Consider the following 20,458-nt stretch of genomic DNA (forward strand, 5'->3'; position numbering starts at 1 on the left):
GGGGCTCTTACCAAGGACCATGCAGCAACAGGGCAATCACCGCGAAATGCGCCGGGTACCAGGCCAGCCATACCTTGCGCGGCATGATGGCGCCGGGACTGATTTGCGGTACGCGGCTGGCCTCGCCTGCTGCCAGCAGCAGGATGAGCAGGGTGGTCATGACGGTAAAGGACTTGGCCATGTCGGAGCTGTTCATCAGACCGGCAACAAGCAATACCGGGAGGCTAGCCGCGACCATCAGCAGGTGCTCCGAAAAGGAATCCGTGCGTTGCGTCAATGCCTGCAGCGCGAACATGTAAAAGGGAATCAGCAATAAACCATAATGACCATACTCAAGCCATGGACTGAATAGCCACCAGGCGAGTAACGACACGCCCAGCAACAAGGGGCGTTGCAAGGGAGCGTCCTGATCGACACCGGGACGACGTGCGAGATCACGTAACCACGTACCCCAACACAAACCCAGCGCCAGCGTAAAACAGATGTTTAATTGAAAGCCGTCTCGCGGCATGGTCATGTAGGGGAGTTGGGCGATCAACCCGATGATCAGAATGCGTCTGGCATAGCGAAACGGATTTCGTGTATTGAAAAGGCCATGCCAGGCCACCATGCCGGCAAATAGCGGAAAGGCGATGCGCCCGATGGAGGAACTGGCCCAGCCCACATCCCAGCTATCCGGTAACAGATAGCGAGTGACGTGATCCACGGTCATGGTGATCAGCGCGAGCCACTGCCCCCAGGCGGTCCAGGCCGAGGAGGGGCGTAGCGTCTGCTGCAATGGCGTGGCCGGGGATGGCGATGACATCTTGGTCTCCGTTGTGCCGCCAACGGATGTATAGTCCGTTAGAGAGTGATAATCGCGGTACGATAGCGATCATCGACAAAAATCTCCAGCGCTTGACAAATAGCCACAGTGTTCAACGACACGTTGCCGGCGTTATCGTGCAGGAGTGACATGAGGCGTTGCATGCGAGGTGGCGTCGAGAAGATCCAAAAGCGATAATTGTTCTTTGTCTATTTCAAGGAGGAAGAGTATGCGCATTGGCCTGCTGCAATGCGACGACGTGGCAGAAGAGCTTCAGCCCCGACACGGCAACTATCCCGAAATGTTTGAGCGCTTGTTTACTGGGGTCGATCCGACGCTGGAGTTTAGTGTGTGGCGCTGTCATGAGGGCGAGATACCGTCGGATGTCGATGCCGTGGATGCCTGGCTGACGACCGGTTCCAAGCATGGCGTCAATGACGGTGACGAATGGATCGACGAACTCTGCGGTTTCGTTCGTGATCTCTGGAAAGCGGGTAAGCCGTTGGTCGGTATCTGCTTCGGACATCAGCTGATTGCCAAGGCCCTAAATGGCGAGGTGGTCAAGAGCGAGCGCGGCTGGGGCGTAGGCATGTCCTTCAATCGCCTTACCCAGCGTGCCGAATGGATGGACCCTTGGCAGGAAGGGCTCGATTTGGTGGTCAGTCATCAGGATCAGGTCTCGCGTTTACCCGACGGGGCCGTGGTACTGGCCGAAAGCGATTTCTGCCCGTTCTATGTGATGCAGGTCGGTGAAACCTTTCTTGGGGTGCAGGGCCATCCAGAATTCGCCAAGGCCTATTCGGCGGATCTGATGGAGCTGCGATGCGGCACCATCCCCGGTAATCGCGTGCGCGAAGGTTTGGCTTCGCTCAACGCCCCCGTCGACGATCAATTGATGGTGCGCTGGGCGCTCAACTTCATGCGGCGGGCAATGCGTACCGACACGTCAGGCGCTTGAAGTCCAAGGATCAATTCTGGTGAACGTGCCTTCCACCTGCCCAGACCTCATCGATCCTCCAGTCCTCGGCGGCAAGCACCAGCAGATCAGCGTCGCCGTTTTTCTCCAGGCGCCCCTTGTGAGGTAAGCCTAAGGCATCGGCGGCGTTGCGCGAGGCAGAGGGCAGCGCCTGCTCAAGCGGCATGTTCAGATCATTGACGCACTGTCCCAGCGTCTCGAACAGACTTGCCAGGCGCCCGGGCTCTAGACCGATGAAGCGACCCTTGTTATCGAAACGTGGCAGCGAGGCATTGGCATCCGAGGACAGGCTCACTCGGCCCAAGTCCAGGCGGGCGTGCCGGGCGCGATCAACCGCTTCTGCCGCCGGTACTTCACCATCGGCGAGTAGCTCTGGGGTGGTGCTGGTGGTGAAGTCGATGCGCCCGCCCTCGCGCACGAAGCGCAAGCCATCCTCGAACAGCGTGGCGGTCCGATTGATATGGGTGGGGTAGAACTGCCCCAGGGGGATCTCGCTATGGCGGGCGACGTCTCGCAACGGCTCGAGCAGTGTCTTGCCATCGCCGACATGCACGAAGACGATGCCGGCTTTGCCCGCCAGCATGCCGGCGGTGCGTGCCTCGGAGGCCAGTCGGGTGAGTTCTTGCCAACTCGGCTGCGAGCCGCGATGGTCGCTGATCGCAACTTCACCCACGCCAATGAACTCGGGGATGAATAGGATGTCGCTATTGACGGCGCCGGTCAGTGTCGCCGGGGGCAACTGGTAGGAGCCGGTATAGGCATAGGTGGTAAGGCCTGACGCGGCCAATTCCCGGGCCTTGCCCAGCAGATTGGCCGGGGTTCGGGTCAGGGCGTCGGTGCCCAGCGCGCCCACCAGCGTGGTCACGCCTGAGGCTAGCGCATCTTCGAGGGTCAGTTCAGCGGTGCGGGTGCCGAAGCCACCCTCGCCGCCGCCGCCGATGAAGTGCACCAGCGGATCGACCAGCCCGGGAATCACCCGTCGTCCCTCGAGATCGATCTCCTTGACCTGAGGGCCATTGGCCAGTGTTTGACCGGCCGATGCGATGGCGGCGATACGTCGATCGGCGATCAACAGATCGCTCAAGCCACGCGGTTCCGGCGCATAAAGTTGTGCATTACGCAGTAGCGTGAGCATCGAGCCTCCTTGTAGCGAGGAAAAAACCGCCATCGCCGGTCAGCGATGGCGGCTGTGACCCCTAATGACCTTGTCGCTTATAGTTTTACATCGTAAGAGAAGTATTCCTTCATGATCTCGTCATAGGTGCCGTTCTTCTTGAGGGTTGCGAGTGCTTCGTTGAACATCTGCGCCAGTTCCTTGTCGCGCTTGCGAAAGGCCACTCCCACGCCCTTGCCGAAGTACTTCTCGGGTTCCTTGATGAAATCACTGATACGCTTGAATTCGCTATTGTCGGTGTCGATATCGATGGCCGCTTCGGCAATCGGGTAATCCATGAAGGTTAGATCGAGGCGGCTGGTCTGCATGTCGGCGATAACGTCGCCGGCACTGGCGTAGCGACGAATCTCCAGCACATCGCCATAGAGGTCGGTCACGTAGTTGTCCTGAAGAGTGGCGCGTTGCACGCCGACGGTCAGCCCCTTGAGGCTCTCCTTGTCGCCGATATCGATGTCACGGCCCTTTGGGGTGATCCAGGCACTCGGCGTGGTGTAGTAGGGCTCAGAGAACAGTACCTGCTGGGCACGCTCTTCGGTGATGGCCATCGATGACATGATGGCGTCGTACTTGCGCGCTAGTAGCCCGGGGATAATGCCATCCCAGGCTTGTTCGACCCAACTGCACTGGATATCGAGTTCTGCACAGACCGCATTACCCAGATCAATCTCGAAGCCGGTCAGTTCGCCATCGGGCGTTCTTTATTCGAAGGGTTCGTAAGGAACATCGACGGCCAGGCGTACCTCGTCGTAGTCCCGGGCGTAAGTAGTGCCGGATACGAGCGAGACGCCCAGAGCGACAAGCGTGGCAGTGAGCAGTAACCGAGGAGTTTGCATGAGACTTCCTATTGAGTAGTTGCTGGGTGGTAGCCGTTAAAGTAAAACACCGCAAACCAGGGGCTCGCGGTGTTTTTTTGTCATCGAAAAATTACGGAAGCATCACTTGGCGTTGTCTTCGAAATACTTCTGACGAATCTCGTCGTAGGTGCCGTTATCCTTCAGCGTGGCCAGGGCCTCGTTGAATTTCTTGGCCAGCTCCTCGTCACGCTTGCGGAAGGCGATGCCGAAGCCGTCACCGAAGTACTCCTTGGGCTCGGTGATCATCTCACCGACTACCTTGTACTCGTTGTCTTCGCTGTCCAGCAGCGTGGACTTGCCGACCGGGAAGTCGAGGAAGACGATGTCGAGACGACCGGCTTCCATGTCCAGCACCATATCGTCGGCGGTGGCATAACGGTTGATGTCGGCGACGTCGCCGTACATGTCGCTGGCGTAATTGTCCTGCAGGGTGCCACGCTGCACACCGATGTTCTTGTCCGTCAACGCCTCTTCGCTTGGATCGCTGATGTCACTATCACCGGGGACGAACCAGGCGGAAGGGGGCGTGAAGTAGGGATCGGAGAACAGCACTTGCTCACGACGGTCGTCGTTGATGGTCATGGAGGACATGATGGCATCGTACTTGCGCGACATCAGGCCGGGGATGATGCCGTCCCAGCCTTGCACGACCCATTCGCACTCAATGCCGATCTCGGCACACAGGGCATTGCCCAGGTCGATGTCGAAACCGGTCAATTCGCCGTCCGGCGTACGGTATTCCATGGGTTCGTAGGGCACATCGACGCCGAAGCGTACTGTGTCATAGTCGCGAGCCTGAGCGGTGCCGGCCAGCATGGCGGCGCTCAACAGAGTAACGGTCAGCAGTTTTTTCATGAAATCAGTATCCCTTTTGTTTGTTTTACGCACGTAACGCCGAAGATGATTACAAAACCACATTAGCGCAGCGTGCCGCTTGGTGATAGGGGGGCAACCCCCTGATTGAACCTGTTTTCCAACGCTCGTTTGACGCTTTAACCGAGATCAATTCTGGGGCCGAAGATGAACCAGCATGCGTTTCTCCAGATAGCGGAACAGGTAAAGAATGGCGAAGGTCAGGCACAGGTAGAGGGCCGCGACGAACAGGAAGGCATCGAACGGAGCATAGAAGCGCGCATATACCAGACGCGCGGCACCGGTCAAATCCATGATCGTCACCACGCTTGCAATGGCACTGGCATGCAGCATGAAGATGACCTCATTACCATAGGCCGGCAGGGCACGGCGAAAGGCGCTGGGCAGGATAATGCGGCGCATCATCAGGCTTTTCGACATGCCATAGGCGCGCGCCGCCTCGATCTCGCCTTTGGAAGTTGCCTTGATCGCCCCATGGAAGATCTCGGTAGTATAGGCCACGGTGTTCAATGTGAAGGCGATCAGCGCCGGATAGAAGGGCTCCTCGAGGATGACCCACAGCCAAGTATCCTGAATGCCCTCGATGAAGACCACGCCGTAGTAAATGATATAGAGCTGGATCAGCAGCGGCGTACCGCGAAACACGTAGGTGTAGAAGAAGATCGGCATCTTGATCCACTTGCGTTTCGAGCCGCGGGCGATGGAAAGGGGCACGGCGATCAGCAGGCCGATGACCAGGGACAGGAACACCAGCTGCACCGTGGTGACCAGGCCCTCGCCGTAGTAGCCGAGGGTCCGTGCCGTGAAGATGCTGTTGTCGGCCAGCAGTTGAGTGAACCAGGTGCTTAGTTGTTCCATTCGTCCGCCTCCCCGAATCCGACGTTGTAGCGTTTCTGCAAGCGTGCGAAGGTCCATTCCGAGACGCTGGCAATCAGCAGATAGATGACCGCCACCGGGATCAGGAAGGTGAAGGGCTCGTGAGTTGCCTTGGACGCCTCGGCAGCGACCCGCACCATGTCCGTCAGCCCGATGATCGACACCAGCGCAGTGGTCTTGAGCAGTACCATCCAGTTGTTGGATAGGCCGGGCAAAGCGTGACGCATCATCTGAGGGAAGCGAATGCGACGAAACATCAACCTTTCTGACATGCCGTAGGCACGACCGGCCTCGATCTGGCCGTTGTCCACTGCCATGAAGGCACCCCGGAAGGTCTCGCCCATGTAGGCACCGAAGATCAGCCCGATGGTGATCACGCCGGCGGCGAACTCGTTGACGTTGATGAAGATGTCGATACCGAAGCGATCGTAGAGCCAGTCGGTGACCATGTTGATGCCGATCTGGCCGCCGAAGAACAAGAGCAGCATCAGCACCAGATCCGGCACGCCACGAATGATGGTGGTGTAGAGGGTGCCGATCTTGTGCAGCAGCCAACTGCGTGACATCTTGGCGCTGGCGGTCAGAAGGCCCAGGATGATGGCCACGAACAATGAGAGCAGCGCCAGTTCGATGGTGACGAGCGCTCCTTCGAGCAGACGTGGGCCGTAGCCCTGCAGGTCGATCATGTCTTTCTCCTGCTCAGTGCTTGGGGGCCAGGAACTGCTTCAGACGCTCGGAGCGAGGATTGCCGAGTACCTCCGCCGGCGGTCCGGCTTCCTCGACCATGCCCTGATGCAGGTACATCACCTGGCTGGAGACATCCTTGGCAAAGGCCATCTCGTGGGTGACCACGATCATGGTGCGTCCTTCCTTGGCCAGATCCCGCATGACCTTGAGCACGTCGCCGACCAGTTCCGGGTCCAGCGCCGAGGTGGGCTCGTCGAACAGCATCACCTCCGGGTCCATGGCCAGTGCCCGGGCAATGGCGCCGCGCTGTTGCTGGCCTCCGGACATTTGGGCCGGGTAGTAATCGGCCCGCTCCAGCAATCCGACGCGATCGAGCAGTGCACGGCCGTGTTCGATGGCTTCCTTGCGCGGCTTCTTGAGCACATGCACCGGCGCTTCGATGACGTTTTCCAGCAGGGTCATGTGGGCCCAGAGGTTGAAGTTTTGAAAGACCATGGACAGCTTGGCGCGCATGTTGACGACCTGCTGCCAATCCGCGGGTTCTCGGCCATGGCGTGTCTCCTTGAAGCGAATCGTCTCGCCGTGAACGATCAGCTCGCCTTCGTTGGGCTGCTCGAGCAGGTTCATGCAGCGCAAGAAGGTGCTCTTGCCGGAGCCGGAGGCGCCGATCAGGGTGATGACATCGCCTTGGTGAGCCTGAAGTGACAGGCCCTTGAGGACTTCGTTGTCGCCGAAGCGCTTCTTGAGATTACGCACTTCAAGGGGCAGGGGGGTATCGACCATAAAGGCTCCGAAGTAACGGGCAGGCTGAGTTTGCAATGCACTCGAGACGAAAAGTCAGCGATTCTAACAGGCGTTTGACGCCTGGTCAGAGCGTGATGTGCATTCGGAGCGACGCTGCATGTCTTGTCGTGACTGGAAGGATCATGAGAATAGCCTCTAACTTTTTGTTTTATAGTTGATTGCCGCTCAGGATGGGGCGATTGAAACGGGGCGTATCAGTCATCCGGCGGCGGTGTTTTTCGGGCCAGCAGAGCGGCCCGGGCACCGATTTCCACCTTGGCATTGGGAAACACCACTGCCAAAGGAGCATCGGAGACAGTAAAGTCGCCTGCGCTCGCATCCCGGGCAAGCCGGGTGCCGACAGCAAACTCGCTGAAATTGGGCGTGTCTTCCGGGAAACACAGGGCGAAATCCTCGGATTCACGCATCAGTTCATGAGCGACACGGAAAAAGACCATATTACCGGGGTTCTTCTCCTGAGGCTCGCCTCCGGCAATCAACGCCTCGAGCAATACGCGCATTGGCCTCAGGGCGGCCAGGTCATTGTCTCCGAAAGCATGAACTTTACCCAGTTCGAGGGTAAATGCCTGAGCGTGATGATAGTGCTTCGAGTAGTGCGAGAAGGTCCAGCTGTGTTGATGTTGATGCAGAGCGGCCTGAAGCCCGGCACCGGCCAGCCAACGCCACTGCTCAGGGTTCGTGACAACGGTGTCGTCGAACGGCTCGACGGCAAAACGCGGATAGCGGCTATCGCGAATTGCCGTATGCAGATCGTAATGCAGACGCGGCCGCGAATGACGTGCATAGAAATCGTCCACCGCGGCCATTAGTTGCCGGGCGCGCTGCGGTTCGTCACCTTCATCCGTCAATCCGCGTTGGAATAGCCGGTTGAGGTTGGTAGTGCAAAAGCGTTGACCGAGGCGAATGGCGGGCGGATTGCCGAGAATGATCAATACCGGCGCCCCGACGCTGACCAGGCCGGCTTCCAGGCGCGCGAGCAGCTCACCCAGCAGTTCGATGGGCGCCGTTTCGTTACCGTGAATGCCTGCCGAGATGATGCAGGCATGAGCGTCAGGGGCACTCTTGTCCGGTCGTAATTCGAGAACGCCCGGGTCGTGGATCACGAAATGGACGCCGGCTAAGCGACCCTCGCGACTTTCCGGTTGGCGACCTGCCAGCGTGAGCTCGAGCCAGTCATTGAGCACGACGGATACTCCGCCTGGATAGGCTTTCAATATGAGCCAAGCAATGAATGTTCGAAGACGTGAAGAACGGCTGCATATCCATTTATTGTGATTGCCTGCGAAATAATCGATTGAAACACAATCTCCATCACGAGACGGTACTGCAAGAGGCTAGGTCGAACCGATGAAAAAAGCCGGTGTGAAGATGAAATTTACTGTCGATAGGGCTCGCATGCTTGGCCTTGTTCGACCTCGATCAGTTCATTCGTGGCGAAATCAAGGATTCTGGCGCGTTCGACCAGGCGTTGATAGACGTCTTCTTCCAGACTCGGGGTGCGCGATAGGATCCATAGATAGTCGCGATTGGGGCCGACAATCAGGGCGTGCTGATAGTTGGCGTCCAGTTCGAGGATGTTGTAACCGCCATAGAAGGGGCCGAAGAAACTGACCTTGAAGCGTCCCACGTTCTCGTCTTCGATGAAGTAGGCCTTGCCTTCGGCGATGTCCGGTTCGCCTTTTTCGAGATTCACGCCCCGATTGATTACCTTCACGCCCCCATCATCCCGCCGGCTATATTCCGCCGTCACGCAGTCCAGGCCGCGCTCGAAGGAGTGATCGAGCCGCGCGATTTCATACCAGCGCCCCATATAAGGCTTGAGATCGAAATTGCGTACGGCCTGAGTCCCTTCAGGAATGCCGGTGCAGCCGGCACTCAAGGTGATGATGGCGAATATCGCCGGGATCGAGGCTCGCATGAGGGCTCCTTTGACCAACCTTTGAACTAGTAATAATGCAGCCCCCAGCCTCGTGCTAGCGACCCAGGGAAACTGCCTCTCTCGTTTCAATAGCACGACTATTTGCGCTGGTGGTCCATTTCCTGGCGATAGACACCGGCCAGATCCTGCTTCTGATCGTTGCTGAGTACCTTGCCGGCGGCCTGGAAAACCTCCTGCTCCTCTTCATCGAGGTGATGGGTCACCAGATGCTGAAGTTTCTGCGCCGAGGCTACCCAGCCCGGAGAGCTGTAGTCGGTAGCCTCCAAGGCTTCGATCAGCTCGTCGATCTCGTGGTGCTCTGCAACGCTGTGTCGCGCTTTTTCCTGGGTGGCGTCATGTTCCATCATTGGAATATAGAGAGCGCGTTCCTCCGCTGCTGCATGATGCTGCAGCTCGGCCTTGACCTTTTGGAACAGCTCGTCGCGTCCTTCACTATTCCCCTCGGTCTTGACCAGTAGGTCGAGCAGGGTGCGCTGGGTGTCATGATCATCGCGAAGTGCTTCGAATAATGTCATGGTCATTTCCTTTCTATGAGTCGTGCCTGTTGAAACTCATACAAATACTATACAAAAATAAAATTTTATCCAATTATGCTGTTCAATCACAGTCATACGGACGCTATTGCGTCGACGATTGCTGTACCCAGAGTCTGGGTCGTGCCCTCGCCACAAATATCGGGAGTCAACGATGCTTTCTGAGCGCTGTCGCCCAGCACGCGCTCAATGGCCTGAATAATTGCCTTGCCGGCATCGTCGTGGCCCAGGTGTTCGAGCATCATGGCGCCACACCATATCTGGCCGATGGGATTGGCGAGGTTCTTGCCGGCAATGTCCGGGGCGCTCCCGTGCACCGGCTCGAACAGACTGGGGAAGCGCCCCTCAGGATTGATGTTGGCCGAGGGGGCGATGCCAATGGTGCCGGTGCAGGCGGGGCCGAGATCGGAAAGGATATCGCCGAACAGGTTGCTGGCGACCACCACATCGAACCAGTCGGGATGCAGCACGAAATTGGCAGTGAGAATGTCGATATGAAACTGATCGACGCTGATATCCGGGTAGCGCTTGGCCATCGCTTTTACCCGTTCGTCCCAGTAAGGCATGGTGATGGAAATGCCGTTGGATTTGGTCGCCGACGTCAGCGAGCGGCGCGGGCGCTTGGAGGCCAGTTCAAAGGCGTACTCGAGCACCCGGTCGATACCCACGCGCGTCATGACGGTGTCTTGAATCACTACCTCGCGCTCCGTGCCCTCGAACATCCTGCCCCCGACACTTGAATATTCGCCTTCGGTGTTCTCGCGCACCACGTAAAAGTCGATATCGCCCGGTTCACGTCCGGCCAGCGGGCTCTTGATGCCCGGCATCAAGCGACACGGCCGCAGATTAATGTATTGATCGAAGGCCCGACGGAATTGCAACAGCGAGCCCCACAGGGAGATATGATCCGGCACCTTTTCCGGCCAGCCGACGGCACCGAAATAGATCGCATCGAAGCCGGACAGAGTGTCGAACCAGTCGTTCGGCAACATCCGTCCATGCTCCAGATAGTAGTCGCAGCTGGCGAAGTCGAAGTGCTCGAAGGTCAGAGAAACGCCGAAACGTTCAGCCGCGGCTTCCAGCACACGCACTCCTTCCGGTATCACTTCGGTGCCAATACCATCACCAGGAATGACCGCGATCCGATGGGCCATGAAAAACTCCTCGTCAAATTGGTAAGATAGCGTGTCATGGATTGCATCGGGATGGCCCACGCCTATGGGGGAGCCTTGTGCAAAACCATTGATTCGTCAGTCTAGCAGCCCCGGCGATCGATGCTTCGTGAGTGCGTACTGGGTTGTCCAGGTCGAGGCATATTCTTGTAATATTTTTGGTTGTCGGTGCCGCGGAGCGCTGCGCTGGATAGCCTACATCGCCTATGCTGACGGAAGGTAACCGCAATGAAAACGAGGGAATACAAGCACTGGCGGCAAAACGATGACAACGTATCATAGACGATGAGCAAGCAGATGGCATCGATGGCCAAGGGAGATGATGGTTGAATATTCTCATGTTTACCAATACCTACCGACCTATCGTGGGAGGGGTAAGCGAGTCGGTACAACGGCTCAAGACTCGCTTGCAGGCGGAAGGGCATCGGGTGTTGGTGGTGGCGCCCAAACTGGAAGGACAGCCACTTCATGAGGCGGACGTCATTCGCGTTGCGGCGGTACAGCATTTCAATGGCAGTGACTTTTCGTTACCGGTACCGATCCCCGGCCAGCTCTACGAGGCCATCGAAGCCTTCGAACCGGATATCGTGCATTCGCATCATCCCTTTTTGCTGGGTGACACCGCTGCTCGCGCGGCGGAAACCTATAGCCTGCCGCTGATCTTCACCCACCATACGCTTTATGAACATTACACCCACTATGTGCCGGGCAACTCGCCGCGCATGCAGCGTTTTGCGGTAGCACTACCCACCGAATACACCAAACTATGCGATGCGGTGATTGCCCCCAGTGAAAGCGTGCGTGAGCTCATGCTGCAGCGCGGGGCCAACGATGCCATCTACGTTGTCCCGAGTGGAGTCGATACCCGGCGCTTTTCGCGCGGCGACGGTGCTTGGCTGCGGCAACGTATGAGAATCGCCGAGGATGCCTATGTAGTAGGTCATGTCGGCAGGCTAGCGCGGGAGAAGAATCTGCCGTTTCTGGCCGACGCCGTGGCACGCTTGCTGGTGGCGGAACCTAAGGCGCACTTTTTGATCGTGGGTGATGGTGATGCCCGTCTGGCAATGCATGAGGTTGCAGTAAGTGCTGGCGTTGCCGATCGCTTTCATTTCGCCGGCAAGTTGCACGACCAGACACTGATCGATGCCTATCATGCCATGGACGTGTTTGCCTTCGCATCTCACAGTGAGACTCAGGGCATGGTCTTGGTCGAAGCAATGGCCGCCGGTTTGCCGGTGGTGGCGATCAATGCCCCCGGCGTGCGGGAGGTGCTGAAAAACGCCGAGAATGGCTATATGCTTGCCGGTAATGATGCCCAAGCACTTGCCATGGCATTGAATAATCTACAGGAAAAGGCGCATCGTAATCGGTTGCGAGAAGGGGCGCTGAAGACAGCAAAAGCCTTCGACGAGGGCTGTTGTGCGCTTCGCTGTCTCGAGGTCTATCGCCGTGCCATTGCCGCCGGGGGACCAATAAGTCATGCCGATCAGGATGCCTGGGAGCGGGCGCGAGCGCGTTTGGGCGCGGAATGGCAGATGCTGCGGCATCGCGGGCGCGTACTGCGTTCCGTCTTTCAGGATCAGCCCATGCTGGGCTTGATCAATCCTGCCGATGAAGAACCCGAAGCGTTTCAGAAATGAGGGCCGCTGGTTATCCGCGGCGCGTTTCTTGTTTGCGCATGCTGTAACGTTTCAACCCGATCAGCACCAGGGTTGCGAGGACGATACCACCCAGAGCGAACAGTAATTCAGTTCGATTCTCCGCGGCGATCAACGAGCCCAGTTGGCTACCAAGCAAGGAAATCCCGAGCAGCCCCGGAATGATGCCGATGAACGATCCCAGCATGTAATCGCGAAATTTGAGATGAAAGGCGCCGGCCATCATGTTGGTCAAGGTGAAGGGCGCCAGGGGCAGCAGATTAATCAGCGTCATGGTTCGGATACCACGACCTGCCAGAAGCCGAGCAATCTTGTTTAGCCGCTCCCCCCCGTGACGTAACAGCGCCTCGCGACCCAGCCGCCGACCCAGCCAGAAAGTGACGGCTGAAGTCACCAGACTGCCGACCATGGCATAGCCGAACCCCCACCAGGGGCCGAACAGCAGGCCCGTCACAGCCACCAGAATGCTCAGTGGAAACATCACCAGCGAGGCGCCGACATAGACAGCGGTCACTACCAGTATCGCGAGGGGAGAATTCCGCCAGGCCAGAGTGTAATCGATGAGGCCATACAGGCGTTCAGCGCTTAGCACGTCGTGCATGGCCAGCCATTGCCACAGCAGGCCCAGGCTGGCCAGCACGACCAACAGCGTAATAACGATAACCAGCGGGCGAGACATGACGATAGAAGGATCCGCTCATGGAAGTCGCGCCTAGGATACGCGTACCCTGCACGCCGGCCAATGCTTGCGTGGATCATATCCGGCGTTTTAATACTCGAAGCCGCGATTCGAGCATGTCCATGTCCAGATAGGTGCCCTGCAAATGGCGCTTGCCAGTGTTGGGATCGAAGGCGCGACGACCATGCAGTACTCGGCGATTGTCGAAAGCGACCATCTGGCCCTGGTCGAGAGCGAATTCGATCTGATGGCGCGGATCGTGCAGCAATTGCCAGAACCGGCGATAGGCGGCGTACCAGGCATTAATCTTGTCCAGCGGTAAACGCAGGGTATCGCGAATCCAGTTGTTGAAACGGATCTCCTTCAGTTGGCCCTCATCATCCAGTTCGATGATCGGCGCGCGGGTGGCGATGTCCTGTTCCTCATCCTGAAAACGAAAATCGATGGAGGTTTTGCTGAGGATACGAAAGGCCTCTGGTGCTTCCTTGCGTAGTTCCTCAGCCACCGCAAAACCATCGGCGAAGATCGATTCGCCACCCTCGGCTTCGTTCTGCAGGCAGTACAGCAACTGGATATCCGGCGGCTGGCGCCAGTTGGGGAGGTCACTGTGCAGCGCCAGAGCAATTGCCGTGTAAGCTGCGTTGTTGGGATTGGGTTTGGAATACACATCGAAGCGTGCGCCGAAATTGGTGGGCCGCATGGGACCGATGCGTGTCGCGATACGACTGACTTCCTCATCGGCCAGGGGGCCTTCGTCGAGCAGTACCAGGCCGTCGCGCAGTAACGCCTCAAGCCATTGGTGTTCACCGTCTGGCGTCATGAAATCGGCGTGAGTGACATGCGCCGGCGTGAAGTTTGCGGACCAGGGACGCCGAATTCGGGTCAGCTCGCTGGCAAGATCGGTGTCGTTATCGGGGCGTCTTTGGTGCAGCCATACCGAATCGAAGAGGCTGACATGACCATCGGTCCACTTTAAGCGAAGGCCTCCTTCGACCAGTGTTGTCTGAGGTGCTTCATCGATATCCGCTAGCGGTACGAACAGGCGCTCCCGGGTCAATGGATGGCGACAACGGGTGCAAGGGCAATGATCGCGCAGCCATAGCAGGGGAAAAGATGCCCGACTGCCATCGTGCCAATTCAGCACGACGCAGTTGTCGGCTATCGCGGCATCGACAAGCGACGGGCCTTTCGTATGGGGTGATAGCTCACCCATGTCGATGGAGTGCTGACCGGTGTTCGATTCGGCGAGGGTAGTGCTCATCGGAACCTCTGGTTGGACGATCGTGAGAGTATGACGAGTAACGAAGGTCTCCCAGAGTGTCGCCTGTACGAGGCCGTGACAAATGATTAATCTGGGGGCTATGACCCAGCTCAGCTTATGGCACCCTTTTCCATGAACTCGTTACCCCCTATTCTCTGGATGCAAGCCTTCGAGGCTGCTGCTCGTACGCTGAGTTTTACGCGGGCAGGGCAAGAGCTGGGCGTGACCCAGTCGGCGGTCAGTCAGCGCATCCGCCTGCTCGAGGACCGGTTGGGTCAGCAACTCTTTGTGCGTTATCCGCGAAGTCTGGCACTGACGCCTGCTGGTCAGGCGTGGTTGCCCAGTGTGCAAGAGGCCTTCTCCCGATTGCTCGAAGGTACGGTGGAAGTCTTCGGATCTCACCCAGAAGCCGCGGTCACGCTACGTGTCACGCCGGTCATTCAGCAGATATGGCTGGCGCCGCGCTTGGTGGATTTCCATGCTCGTCATGCGGATGTCGTGGTGCATGTGGTCAGCGCGATCTGGCGCGAGGATTTTGGTGTGGAGGGGGCGGACATAGAAATTCGTTATGGGCTCGGCGATTGGGAAGGGGTTGAGCTTCTGACGCTGGGCCACGAGGCAATGGTGCCCGTTTGTTCACCTGAGTTGGCGGAGCGTTTGCACTCTCCAGAAGATCTCGCAGGCGAAACCCTGTTGCATGCACCGGGGTTTGCGGTGGGCTGGTCGGCCTGGCTGGAGGAGGCGGGGGTGGCAGGGCTTGACCGGCAGTGTCGGGCGTTATCCTGCGATAGTCAGATCATGACGCTAACGCTTGCAGCGCAAGGTGGTGGAGTGGCCTTGATTCATCATGGCCTGTTGGGTGAGCGAGACGACTTGGTAGCGCCATTCGAGCACCGTGCGCCTACAGAGGAGCGCTTCTGGCTGGTGCGACCGATACGACAAGTACATCGCCCAGAGGCGGTGCTACTGTGGGAATGGTTGAGCAACTCGGCGAACTCGGAGATAAAAAAATGACATTTATATCACAGGTCGCTCGACGTTTCGGCGGCCCTATCGTCGTAATGGGGTGGGGGATGCTGGGATCGCTTAGCCAAGTATCCGCCGATGAGGTTGGGCGTGGCGATCATGGCTATTCCTGGCAGAGCGATATCGAGATCGTCATCGATGGTTCGCGCCTCATGACGACACCCTCCGAACGTGAGAGAAGCGAGGACGATAATGAGTCCGGTCCGAGCATCTGTCATCAGGCCGATGGCACGACCTGGTCGACCCGTGCTCAGAAGTGCCCGGAATCGATACCACCCGAGCGTTCGCAGGTCTGGTCCACCTCACCGGAGTGAGTCGACGAGGCCCGTGTTAGGTAGACGTTCTAGCGGCGATTGACGGAAATAGTGCTCGAGCAAGGCGTAGAGTTCGGGGTAGGCGTCGGCCAGTACCTGCGGTGCGGTGAAAAAATACTCGCAGCACACGGCGAAACATTCGCCGGGATGGCTCGCTGCATAATCGTCGATGGGCGGCGATTTCCCTCGCTCGAGGTGATCCTGCAGATCGTTCCAGACGGCGGTGAACACTCGATGCCACTGCGTGGCCGACATATCCGCCGGCAACGGCGGGAAGCCATCGGCATCCTGAGAGTTGCCCATGTCGAGTTTATGGGCAAATTCGTGAATGATCACATTGAAGCCGCTCCAGTCACCGCTGGCCATGGTATCGGCCAGCGATAGTACCACCGGACCCTGATACCAAGTCTCCCCGACTCGCTCGTCCTGGTACTCATGCACTACGCCAGCCTCGTCCATGTCGTTTGCCTGGCGTCGAAAGACGTCCGGCAGCAACAGGACTTCGTGCACGTTGGCGAATGCATCAAAGGCATCCGCGTCGTCCCAACCCAAGGTCAGCAGTCCGGCCTGGGCGAACAATCCAAGCCGGGAGGGGAGATCGAGTTCGCTCTCTTCAGGAATCGACAGGCGCTTTTTGTGCAGCAAATGCCAGGCACGTTGCCCCAAACGCAGCGCCTCGACGTCACTCAGTGAACGAATCAGCGGCAATCGCGAGCGTGCTTCCTGCCAGGCTTGATCGGGAAACGGATGGCGGACGGCGAAACGGTCGGCCCGCCAGCGATGCCACCAGCGCAGCATGGCGGCTGTTAACTCTCTTCCTGCCGGCTACCGGACTTCCAGGACCAGTCCCGTAGGCGTAGATCGAACAGATCCTTGCGCCGATCCTTCAAGTTGGTGACCGAGCCCTCCGAGCGCACCACCTTGAGCCGCGTCAGATCCAGATCGGAAAAGATTACCATCTCGGTATTCGGCGTGGATTCCGAGAGCACCGCATCGTGAGGGAAGGCGAAGTCCGAGGGCGAGAACACCGACGACTGGGCGTACTGGATATCCAGGTTCTCGATTGACGGCACGTTGCCCACGCTGCCGCACAGCACCACATAGCATTCGTTCTCGATGGCCCGCGCCTGAGCACAGTGGCGCACCCGCAGGTAACTGTTCTTGGTGTCGGTCCAGAACGGTACGAACAAAATGTCCATGTCCTGTTCGGCGAGCAGTCGCGGCAATTCGGGAAATTCGACGTCATAGCAGATCAGGATACCCACTCGCCCGGCGTCGGTATCGAAGACCTGGAGTTCGTCGCCGCCTTCCACGACCCAGTCACGGCGCTCCTGAGGCGTGATGTGCAGCTTGGACTGACGCTCGGTGCTGCCATCGCGATGGCAGAGGTACGACACGTTGTAGAGCCGGCCGTTTTCGCCCACTTCCATCATCGAGCCGGCCACGATGTTGATATTGTAGGAGACCGCCATGCGCGAGATTTCGGTCTTGAAGCGCTCAGTGAAACCGGCGAGAAAGTGAATCGCCTGTACCTGATCGGATTGATCGGTCAAGCCCATCAGCGGCGTATTGAACAGCTCGGGAAACACCACGAAATCACTTTGGTAATCGGCGACTGCATCGACGAAATACTCAACCTGTTGCAACACCGATTCCACCGAGGCGAATTCGCGCATCTGCCACTGTACCGCACCGACCCGCACCTGTGTCTTGCGGGTCTCGAGTATCCGTTCGGCGGGTTCGTAGAGAATGTTATTCCACTCCAGGAGCGTCGCATAGCCCTGGGATTTTTCGTCTTCCGGCAGGTATTTACGCAGCAACCGCTTGACCAGAAAGTCGTTGGCCAGTTGGAAGGATAGAATGGGATCGTGAATTTCCTTGCGCGCCACGGCGTCCAGATAGGCGCTGGGCGACATCTCGTCGGCATACAGATGGTAGTTAGGGATGCGCCCACCGGCGAGAATCGCCCGAAGGTTCATCGAACGGCACAGGTCCTTGCGCGCTTCATAGAGGCGGCGTCCCAGGCGATGCCCGCGATAGGCCGGATCGATCAGCACATCCAGGCCGTAGATGGCGTCGCCATCTGCCGCGTTGAGAATGACCTCGCGGTGACCGATCAGATCGTCGTATTTGTGCGGATTGGAGAACCCTTCGTAATCCACCAGGGCGGTCAATGCCACCCCGACGATGCGCTCGTCATCCTCGATGATGATCTGACCATCGGGAAACTCGCTGATCAGCTTGTCGATGGTGAGCTTGGACCAGGCGCCTCCGATATCGTCGTAGATACTATCCATCAGTACCTTGAGCTGGGGATAATCCTCCGGGGCCAGGTTGCGCAAGTTGAGATGAAGATCGTCTAGGGACATGGGCGTCAGGGATCCTTGGTCAGGAGAAATAATGCCCTGATGGTAACATGCGCCAGCCTGTTGGCAGGACGCAGACGAGCCGTAAACGACAAGAAACGGTCACGGCGTTGTCTCCTCCGGTACCGATGAAACCTATTCGCCGACCCACTCCTTGTTCAAGGTGCGTGCCTCCGGATCGTAGCGGTAGACAGTGATGCCGCCATCGTCGTGGTGGCCGGTCACCAGTACCTTGGCCTGGGGCGAGGTAGCGATGCTCAGGCTGCGCAGGTAGGAGGCGGTAGAGGGGTGCGGATCGTCGCCGAGGTCGAAGTATTTCTGCGGCCAGGGATTGCCTGCTTCGAACAGCGCAACCCAGTGGGAGCGATAACCGAAGCGCAGGAATTCCTGGCTGTCGTTGATGAAGGCCAGGGCGACGGTGGTGTCCGTATAATCTTCCGGGGCTGATATGAGCCGGCTGTCATCCCATTTCCTTGGATCGCCTACCGGAAGTTTAGAATCCCTTTTAAAGACGCCTAGTCCGCTGGCTGCCATATCGAAGCTTTCCTCAGGTGCTTGCGTATTCCAGAATAATCCAATGGTATTCTCATCACCCGTGACGACCCATTGCCCGTCGGGACTGATGGCAGCATCGACCTTGACGTTATTTCCAGGTAATTGTGCGATAGGTTTAAGCGTCTCAATATCCCAGAGAAAGACCCCTCCGTAATTGCCGAACGATTGGCCTTTCACGATAGGAGGATGCTTCTCGAGATCGAAGCGCTCGCGATTGTCGTAGCCAGCCGTAGTGAATAGGCCACGCTCCTCCGACAGACTGATATGCAGCAACTTGCCTGCACTCACGACACCGGGGACATCTCCATCGCTAAGGATGGTCTGCATGGCGTTGCCATGCCCGTGGAAAAGATTCCACTCGTCATCGGAAGCAATATAGTGCTCGAGCGAGGTATTCATGACGTGGCCATAGGTGGGGAAGTGTGCGAATTGTTGGAGCACTTCACCATCGATCGTTTGCACCCGTACCTTATTGTCGAGATCCTGCCACAGGAAAGCATCACGCTCGTGGATAAAATAGGCGCTGTAGATATTGGCGTTGGTCGAGAGAATCTTGCGCTGACGTTGCTCCAGATCCCAGAGCACGAGATGCTTGGAAAGGTGCGTGCTGATCGCATAGCGGCCATCGCTGGAGATGCCCAGCACCATGACAGGGCCTAGCTTCCCACTTGGCTGAGAACTGGATGAGGCGCAAGCCGTCAGCATCAAGATGACGGCTAGCGCTAACGCAGTCCTGATCATTAGCAGCCCACGTCTGCATTCAATATTGGCCAAAGCCCGAGCCTCCCTTGATTCTATCCATGATGCCTAGTTTGTAACTCTTGATGAAGATTTCTTCGGTCGGGTATTTCATCGCCGAATGCTCGAATAGCCAGGTCGATTGATTAACCTCATCAAACGTTGTCGCCTTGAGTTTTTCTCGGAAAAACGGCTCCTTCTTCACATCCTCAAACCCCACCAAACCCAATGCCGGCCTTACCTTACCGTCCCCGGGCTGCCAGTTGTGTTCCTGCCCCAGTTCACGCAGGTGTTCAGCAAAGGTCAGGGCCATGTGCTCGCTGATGCGGGAGTGGTGGGCCAGCGGCTTGAGCAGGTCGTAATCCGGCAAACGCGCCTCGGGATGCAGGGGCCCCGGGGGTGTCGCCGCCAGGATGCGTCGTGCTTCGTCGACGATGGCCTGGGTCAGGGCGTCCCAGGCACGATCGATGCGCCGCTGGATGGTGGCGTCGTCCCGGGCGCGCTCACGCAGCGCTACCAGGAAGGCCGCCTCCCATTGACCCGGGGCCAGTGCTCGGCCGCGCTCGAAGTAATAATCTCTGAAGTAGCCCAGGCCACCGGCGATCAAGGGCGGGAAGGTCCACCACTTCTTGGGGTAGGCGCCGCCCAGCGTGCCGGTGCGGTCGTCGCTGGAATCCGTCACGAAGGCGCTCACCTGCTGCGCCCAGTCCCGGGGGTCGTACCACTCGCCGGTGTCCTCGTGCGCGGAGGGGCCGAGGATGCCGTCCTCGTGGGAATGCAGCACGACGATGTTGCGCACGGCGCGGTGGGCGCTGGGGAAGGTGCCCATGCCCAGCGGATGCACCTCGCGTCCCGGACGGTGGGGGTCGGGTGTGAACAGCCCGTCGCGCGGTGGCACGTTGCTGAAGGGCGTATCCGGGGAGAGCGCATTGTCGGCCACCGCCGGCTGCCACAGGAACAGATGGTCGATGCGCTGCTGGACACCGCGCTCGCCGAGCAGGTTGAGGGCGGTCAATATCACCCGCGCCCCCAGGGAATGGCCGATCAGATTGACCCGGATACCCGCCTCGAGCAACTGGCCGAGCACGTTGACCAGCCGGCGCCCGCTCTGCATGGCCACGAACTCGGCCTCGATGAAGGCGGTGGCGCCGGTGTCCCCGGGCCAGGC

20 protein-coding genes and 1 pseudogene are annotated in these 20,458 nt (G+C 58.4%); 4 read left to right on the forward strand and 17 right to left on the reverse strand.

Annotated features, from left to right (window positions below):
* Positions 1 to 7: 7 nt before the first annotated feature.
* Positions 8 to 805, reverse strand: a complete 798-nt coding sequence (locus ACPF7Z_RS18190; RefSeq protein ID WP_425194658.1) for a TraX family protein — start codon at positions 803 to 805, stop codon at positions 8 to 10.
* Positions 806 to 1,034: 229 nt separating this feature from the next.
* On the opposite strand from ACPF7Z_RS18190, the gene ACPF7Z_RS18195 reads away from it, so the two are divergent.
* Positions 1,035 to 1,763 carry a glutamine amidotransferase-related protein gene (locus ACPF7Z_RS18195; RefSeq protein ID WP_425194659.1) on the forward strand — a complete coding sequence of 243 codons (729 nt, stop codon included), beginning with the start codon at positions 1,035 to 1,037 and terminating at the stop codon, positions 1,761 to 1,763.
* A gap of 10 nt (positions 1,764 to 1,773) precedes the next feature.
* Here ACPF7Z_RS18195 and iadA read toward each other — a convergent pair whose 3' ends face one another.
* The 10 genes and pseudogenes from iadA to ACPF7Z_RS18245 all read right to left on the reverse strand — a co-directional run bounded on the left by iadA (position 1,774) and on the right by ACPF7Z_RS18245 (position 10,675).
* On the reverse strand, positions 1,774 to 2,916 hold the full coding sequence (iadA, locus tag ACPF7Z_RS18200) for a beta-aspartyl-peptidase (protein ID WP_425194660.1): 1,143 nt from the start codon (positions 2,914 to 2,916) through the stop codon (positions 1,774 to 1,776).
* A 77-nt stretch (positions 2,917 to 2,993) separates the two neighbouring features.
* Positions 2,994 to 3,788: pseudogene (locus tag ACPF7Z_RS18205) on the reverse strand (transporter substrate-binding domain-containing protein).
* Between the two features lie 102 nt (positions 3,789 to 3,890).
* The gene (locus ACPF7Z_RS18210; protein ID WP_425194661.1) at positions 3,891 to 4,664 is read right to left on the reverse strand and encodes a transporter substrate-binding domain-containing protein; all 774 of its coding nucleotides are present in this window, start codon (positions 4,662 to 4,664) and stop codon (positions 3,891 to 3,893) included.
* Between the two features lie 147 nt (positions 4,665 to 4,811).
* Positions 4,812 to 5,540: an ABC transporter permease gene (locus ACPF7Z_RS18215; protein ID WP_425194662.1), complete on the reverse strand. Its 729-nt coding sequence runs from the start codon at positions 5,538 to 5,540 to the stop codon at positions 4,812 to 4,814.
* On the reverse strand, positions 5,528 to 6,244 hold the full coding sequence (locus ACPF7Z_RS18220) for an ABC transporter permease (protein WP_425194663.1): 717 nt from the start codon (positions 6,242 to 6,244) through the stop codon (positions 5,528 to 5,530). Before ACPF7Z_RS18220 ends, ACPF7Z_RS18215 begins: the two co-directional genes overlap by 13 nt.
* Before the next feature lie 13 nt (positions 6,245 to 6,257).
* A complete protein-coding gene (locus ACPF7Z_RS18225; RefSeq protein ID WP_425194664.1) occupies positions 6,258 to 7,028 on the reverse strand; it encodes an ABC transporter ATP-binding protein in 771 nt (256 codons plus the stop codon).
* Positions 7,029 to 7,243: 215 nt separating this feature from the next.
* Positions 7,244 to 8,233, reverse strand: a complete 990-nt coding sequence (locus ACPF7Z_RS18230) for a succinylglutamate desuccinylase (RefSeq protein ID WP_425194665.1) — start codon at positions 8,231 to 8,233, stop codon at positions 7,244 to 7,246.
* Positions 8,234 to 8,424: 191 nt separating this feature from the next.
* Positions 8,425 to 8,967, reverse strand: a complete 543-nt coding sequence (locus ACPF7Z_RS18235; RefSeq protein ID WP_425194666.1) for a lipocalin family protein — start codon at positions 8,965 to 8,967, stop codon at positions 8,425 to 8,427.
* A 98-nt stretch (positions 8,968 to 9,065) separates the two neighbouring features.
* Entirely contained in the window at positions 9,066 to 9,503 is a 438-nt protein-coding gene (locus tag ACPF7Z_RS18240; protein WP_425194667.1) for a hemerythrin domain-containing protein, read from the reverse strand.
* Positions 9,504 to 9,595: 92 nt separating this feature from the next.
* The gene (locus ACPF7Z_RS18245) at positions 9,596 to 10,675 is read right to left on the reverse strand and encodes a tartrate dehydrogenase (protein WP_425194668.1); all 1,080 of its coding nucleotides are present in this window, start codon (positions 10,673 to 10,675) and stop codon (positions 9,596 to 9,598) included.
* Positions 10,676 to 11,019: 344 nt separating this feature from the next.
* Here ACPF7Z_RS18245 and ACPF7Z_RS18250 point away from each other — a divergent pair, with 344 nt between their 5' ends.
* The gene (locus ACPF7Z_RS18250; protein WP_425194669.1) at positions 11,020 to 12,333 is read left to right on the forward strand and encodes a glycosyltransferase; all 1,314 of its coding nucleotides are present in this window, start codon (positions 11,020 to 11,022) and stop codon (positions 12,331 to 12,333) included.
* A 10-nt stretch (positions 12,334 to 12,343) separates the two neighbouring features.
* Here ACPF7Z_RS18250 and ACPF7Z_RS18255 read toward each other — a convergent pair whose 3' ends face one another.
* Together ACPF7Z_RS18255 and ACPF7Z_RS18260 are read right to left on the reverse strand one after the other, a co-directional pair.
* Entirely contained in the window at positions 12,344 to 13,030 is a 687-nt protein-coding gene (locus tag ACPF7Z_RS18255; protein ID WP_425194670.1) for a TVP38/TMEM64 family protein, read from the reverse strand.
* A 76-nt stretch (positions 13,031 to 13,106) separates the two neighbouring features.
* Positions 13,107 to 14,291 carry a TauD/TfdA family dioxygenase gene (locus tag ACPF7Z_RS18260; RefSeq protein ID WP_425194671.1) on the reverse strand — a complete coding sequence of 395 codons (1,185 nt, stop codon included), beginning with the start codon at positions 14,289 to 14,291 and terminating at the stop codon, positions 13,107 to 13,109.
* Positions 14,292 to 14,423: 132 nt separating this feature from the next.
* Here ACPF7Z_RS18260 and ACPF7Z_RS18265 point away from each other — a divergent pair, with 132 nt between their 5' ends.
* Positions 14,424 to 15,305 (forward strand): LysR substrate-binding domain-containing protein, encoded by an 882-nt coding sequence (locus tag ACPF7Z_RS18265; RefSeq protein ID WP_425194672.1) that lies wholly within the window; start codon positions 14,424 to 14,426, stop codon positions 15,303 to 15,305.
* A complete protein-coding gene (locus ACPF7Z_RS18270) occupies positions 15,302 to 15,631 on the forward strand; it encodes a hypothetical protein (RefSeq protein WP_425194673.1) in 330 nt (109 codons plus the stop codon). Before ACPF7Z_RS18265 ends, ACPF7Z_RS18270 begins: the two co-directional genes overlap by 4 nt.
* On the opposite strand, the gene ACPF7Z_RS18275 is transcribed toward ACPF7Z_RS18270, so the two are convergent.
* The 4 genes from ACPF7Z_RS18275 to ACPF7Z_RS18290 form a co-directional block, all read right to left on the reverse strand.
* Positions 15,620 to 16,429, reverse strand: coding sequence for a zinc-dependent peptidase (locus ACPF7Z_RS18275; protein ID WP_425194674.1), 810 nt, complete (start codon positions 16,427 to 16,429; stop codon positions 15,620 to 15,622). The two genes, ACPF7Z_RS18270 and ACPF7Z_RS18275, sit on opposite strands and share 12 nt — an antisense overlap.
* A gap of 8 nt (positions 16,430 to 16,437) precedes the next feature.
* Positions 16,438 to 18,000 carry a GNAT family N-acetyltransferase gene (locus ACPF7Z_RS18280; protein ID WP_425194675.1) on the reverse strand — a complete coding sequence of 521 codons (1,563 nt, stop codon included), beginning with the start codon at positions 17,998 to 18,000 and terminating at the stop codon, positions 16,438 to 16,440.
* Positions 18,001 to 18,132: 132 nt separating this feature from the next.
* Positions 18,133 to 19,200 (reverse strand): WD40 repeat domain-containing protein, encoded by a 1,068-nt coding sequence (locus ACPF7Z_RS18285; RefSeq protein ID WP_425194676.1) that lies wholly within the window; start codon positions 19,198 to 19,200, stop codon positions 18,133 to 18,135.
* Positions 19,201 to 19,312: 112 nt separating this feature from the next.
* On the reverse strand, positions 19,313 to 20,458 hold a 1,146-nt coding region (locus ACPF7Z_RS18290; protein ID WP_425194677.1), incomplete at its 5' end, for a hypothetical protein.

The sequence above is a fragment of the Halomonas sp. GXIMD04776 genome (assembly GCF_049808615.1).
Lineage (GTDB): Bacteria > Pseudomonadota > Gammaproteobacteria > Pseudomonadales > Halomonadaceae > Modicisalibacter.

What these genes read in the sequence shown, in the direction of transcription:
- ACPF7Z_RS18190 (WP_425194658.1), bottom strand. Translation starts at nt 805, where the DNA reads ATGTCATCGCCATCCCCGGCCACGCCATTGCAGCAGACGCTACGCCCC.
- ACPF7Z_RS18195 (WP_425194659.1), top strand. Translation starts at nt 1,035, where the DNA reads ATGCGCATTGGCCTGCTGCAATGCGACGACGTGGCAGAAGAGCTTCAG.
- iadA (WP_425194660.1), bottom strand. Translation starts at nt 2,916, where the DNA reads ATGCTCACGCTACTGCGTAATGCACAACTTTATGCGCCGGAACCGCGT.
- ACPF7Z_RS18210 (WP_425194661.1), bottom strand. Translation starts at nt 4,664, where the DNA reads ATGAAAAAACTGCTGACCGTTACTCTGTTGAGCGCCGCCATGCTGGCC.
- ACPF7Z_RS18215 (WP_425194662.1), bottom strand. Translation starts at nt 5,540, where the DNA reads ATGGAACAACTAAGCACCTGGTTCACTCAACTGCTGGCCGACAACAGC.
- ACPF7Z_RS18220 (WP_425194663.1), bottom strand. Translation starts at nt 6,244, where the DNA reads ATGATCGACCTGCAGGGCTACGGCCCACGTCTGCTCGAAGGAGCGCTC.
- ACPF7Z_RS18225 (WP_425194664.1), bottom strand. Translation starts at nt 7,028, where the DNA reads ATGGTCGATACCCCCCTGCCCCTTGAAGTGCGTAATCTCAAGAAGCGC.
- ACPF7Z_RS18235 (WP_425194666.1), bottom strand. Translation starts at nt 8,967, where the DNA reads ATGCGAGCCTCGATCCCGGCGATATTCGCCATCATCACCTTGAGTGCC.
- ACPF7Z_RS18240 (WP_425194667.1), bottom strand. Translation starts at nt 9,503, where the DNA reads ATGACATTATTCGAAGCACTTCGCGATGATCATGACACCCAGCGCACC.
- ACPF7Z_RS18245 (WP_425194668.1), bottom strand. Translation starts at nt 10,675, where the DNA reads ATGGCCCATCGGATCGCGGTCATTCCTGGTGATGGTATTGGCACCGAA.
- ACPF7Z_RS18255 (WP_425194670.1), bottom strand. Translation starts at nt 13,030, where the DNA reads ATGTCTCGCCCGCTGGTTATCGTTATTACGCTGTTGGTCGTGCTGGCC.
- ACPF7Z_RS18260 (WP_425194671.1), bottom strand. Translation starts at nt 14,291, where the DNA reads ATGAGCACTACCCTCGCCGAATCGAACACCGGTCAGCACTCCATCGAC.
- ACPF7Z_RS18265 (WP_425194672.1), top strand. Translation starts at nt 14,424, where the DNA reads ATGAACTCGTTACCCCCTATTCTCTGGATGCAAGCCTTCGAGGCTGCT.
- ACPF7Z_RS18270 (WP_425194673.1), top strand. Translation starts at nt 15,302, where the DNA reads ATGACATTTATATCACAGGTCGCTCGACGTTTCGGCGGCCCTATCGTC.
- ACPF7Z_RS18275 (WP_425194674.1), bottom strand. Translation starts at nt 16,429, where the DNA reads ATGCTGCGCTGGTGGCATCGCTGGCGGGCCGACCGTTTCGCCGTCCGC.
- ACPF7Z_RS18280 (WP_425194675.1), bottom strand. Translation starts at nt 18,000, where the DNA reads ATGTCCCTAGACGATCTTCATCTCAACTTGCGCAACCTGGCCCCGGAG.
- ACPF7Z_RS18285 (WP_425194676.1), bottom strand. Translation starts at nt 19,200, where the DNA reads ATGGTGCTGGGCATCTCCAGCGATGGCCGCTATGCGATCAGCACGCAC.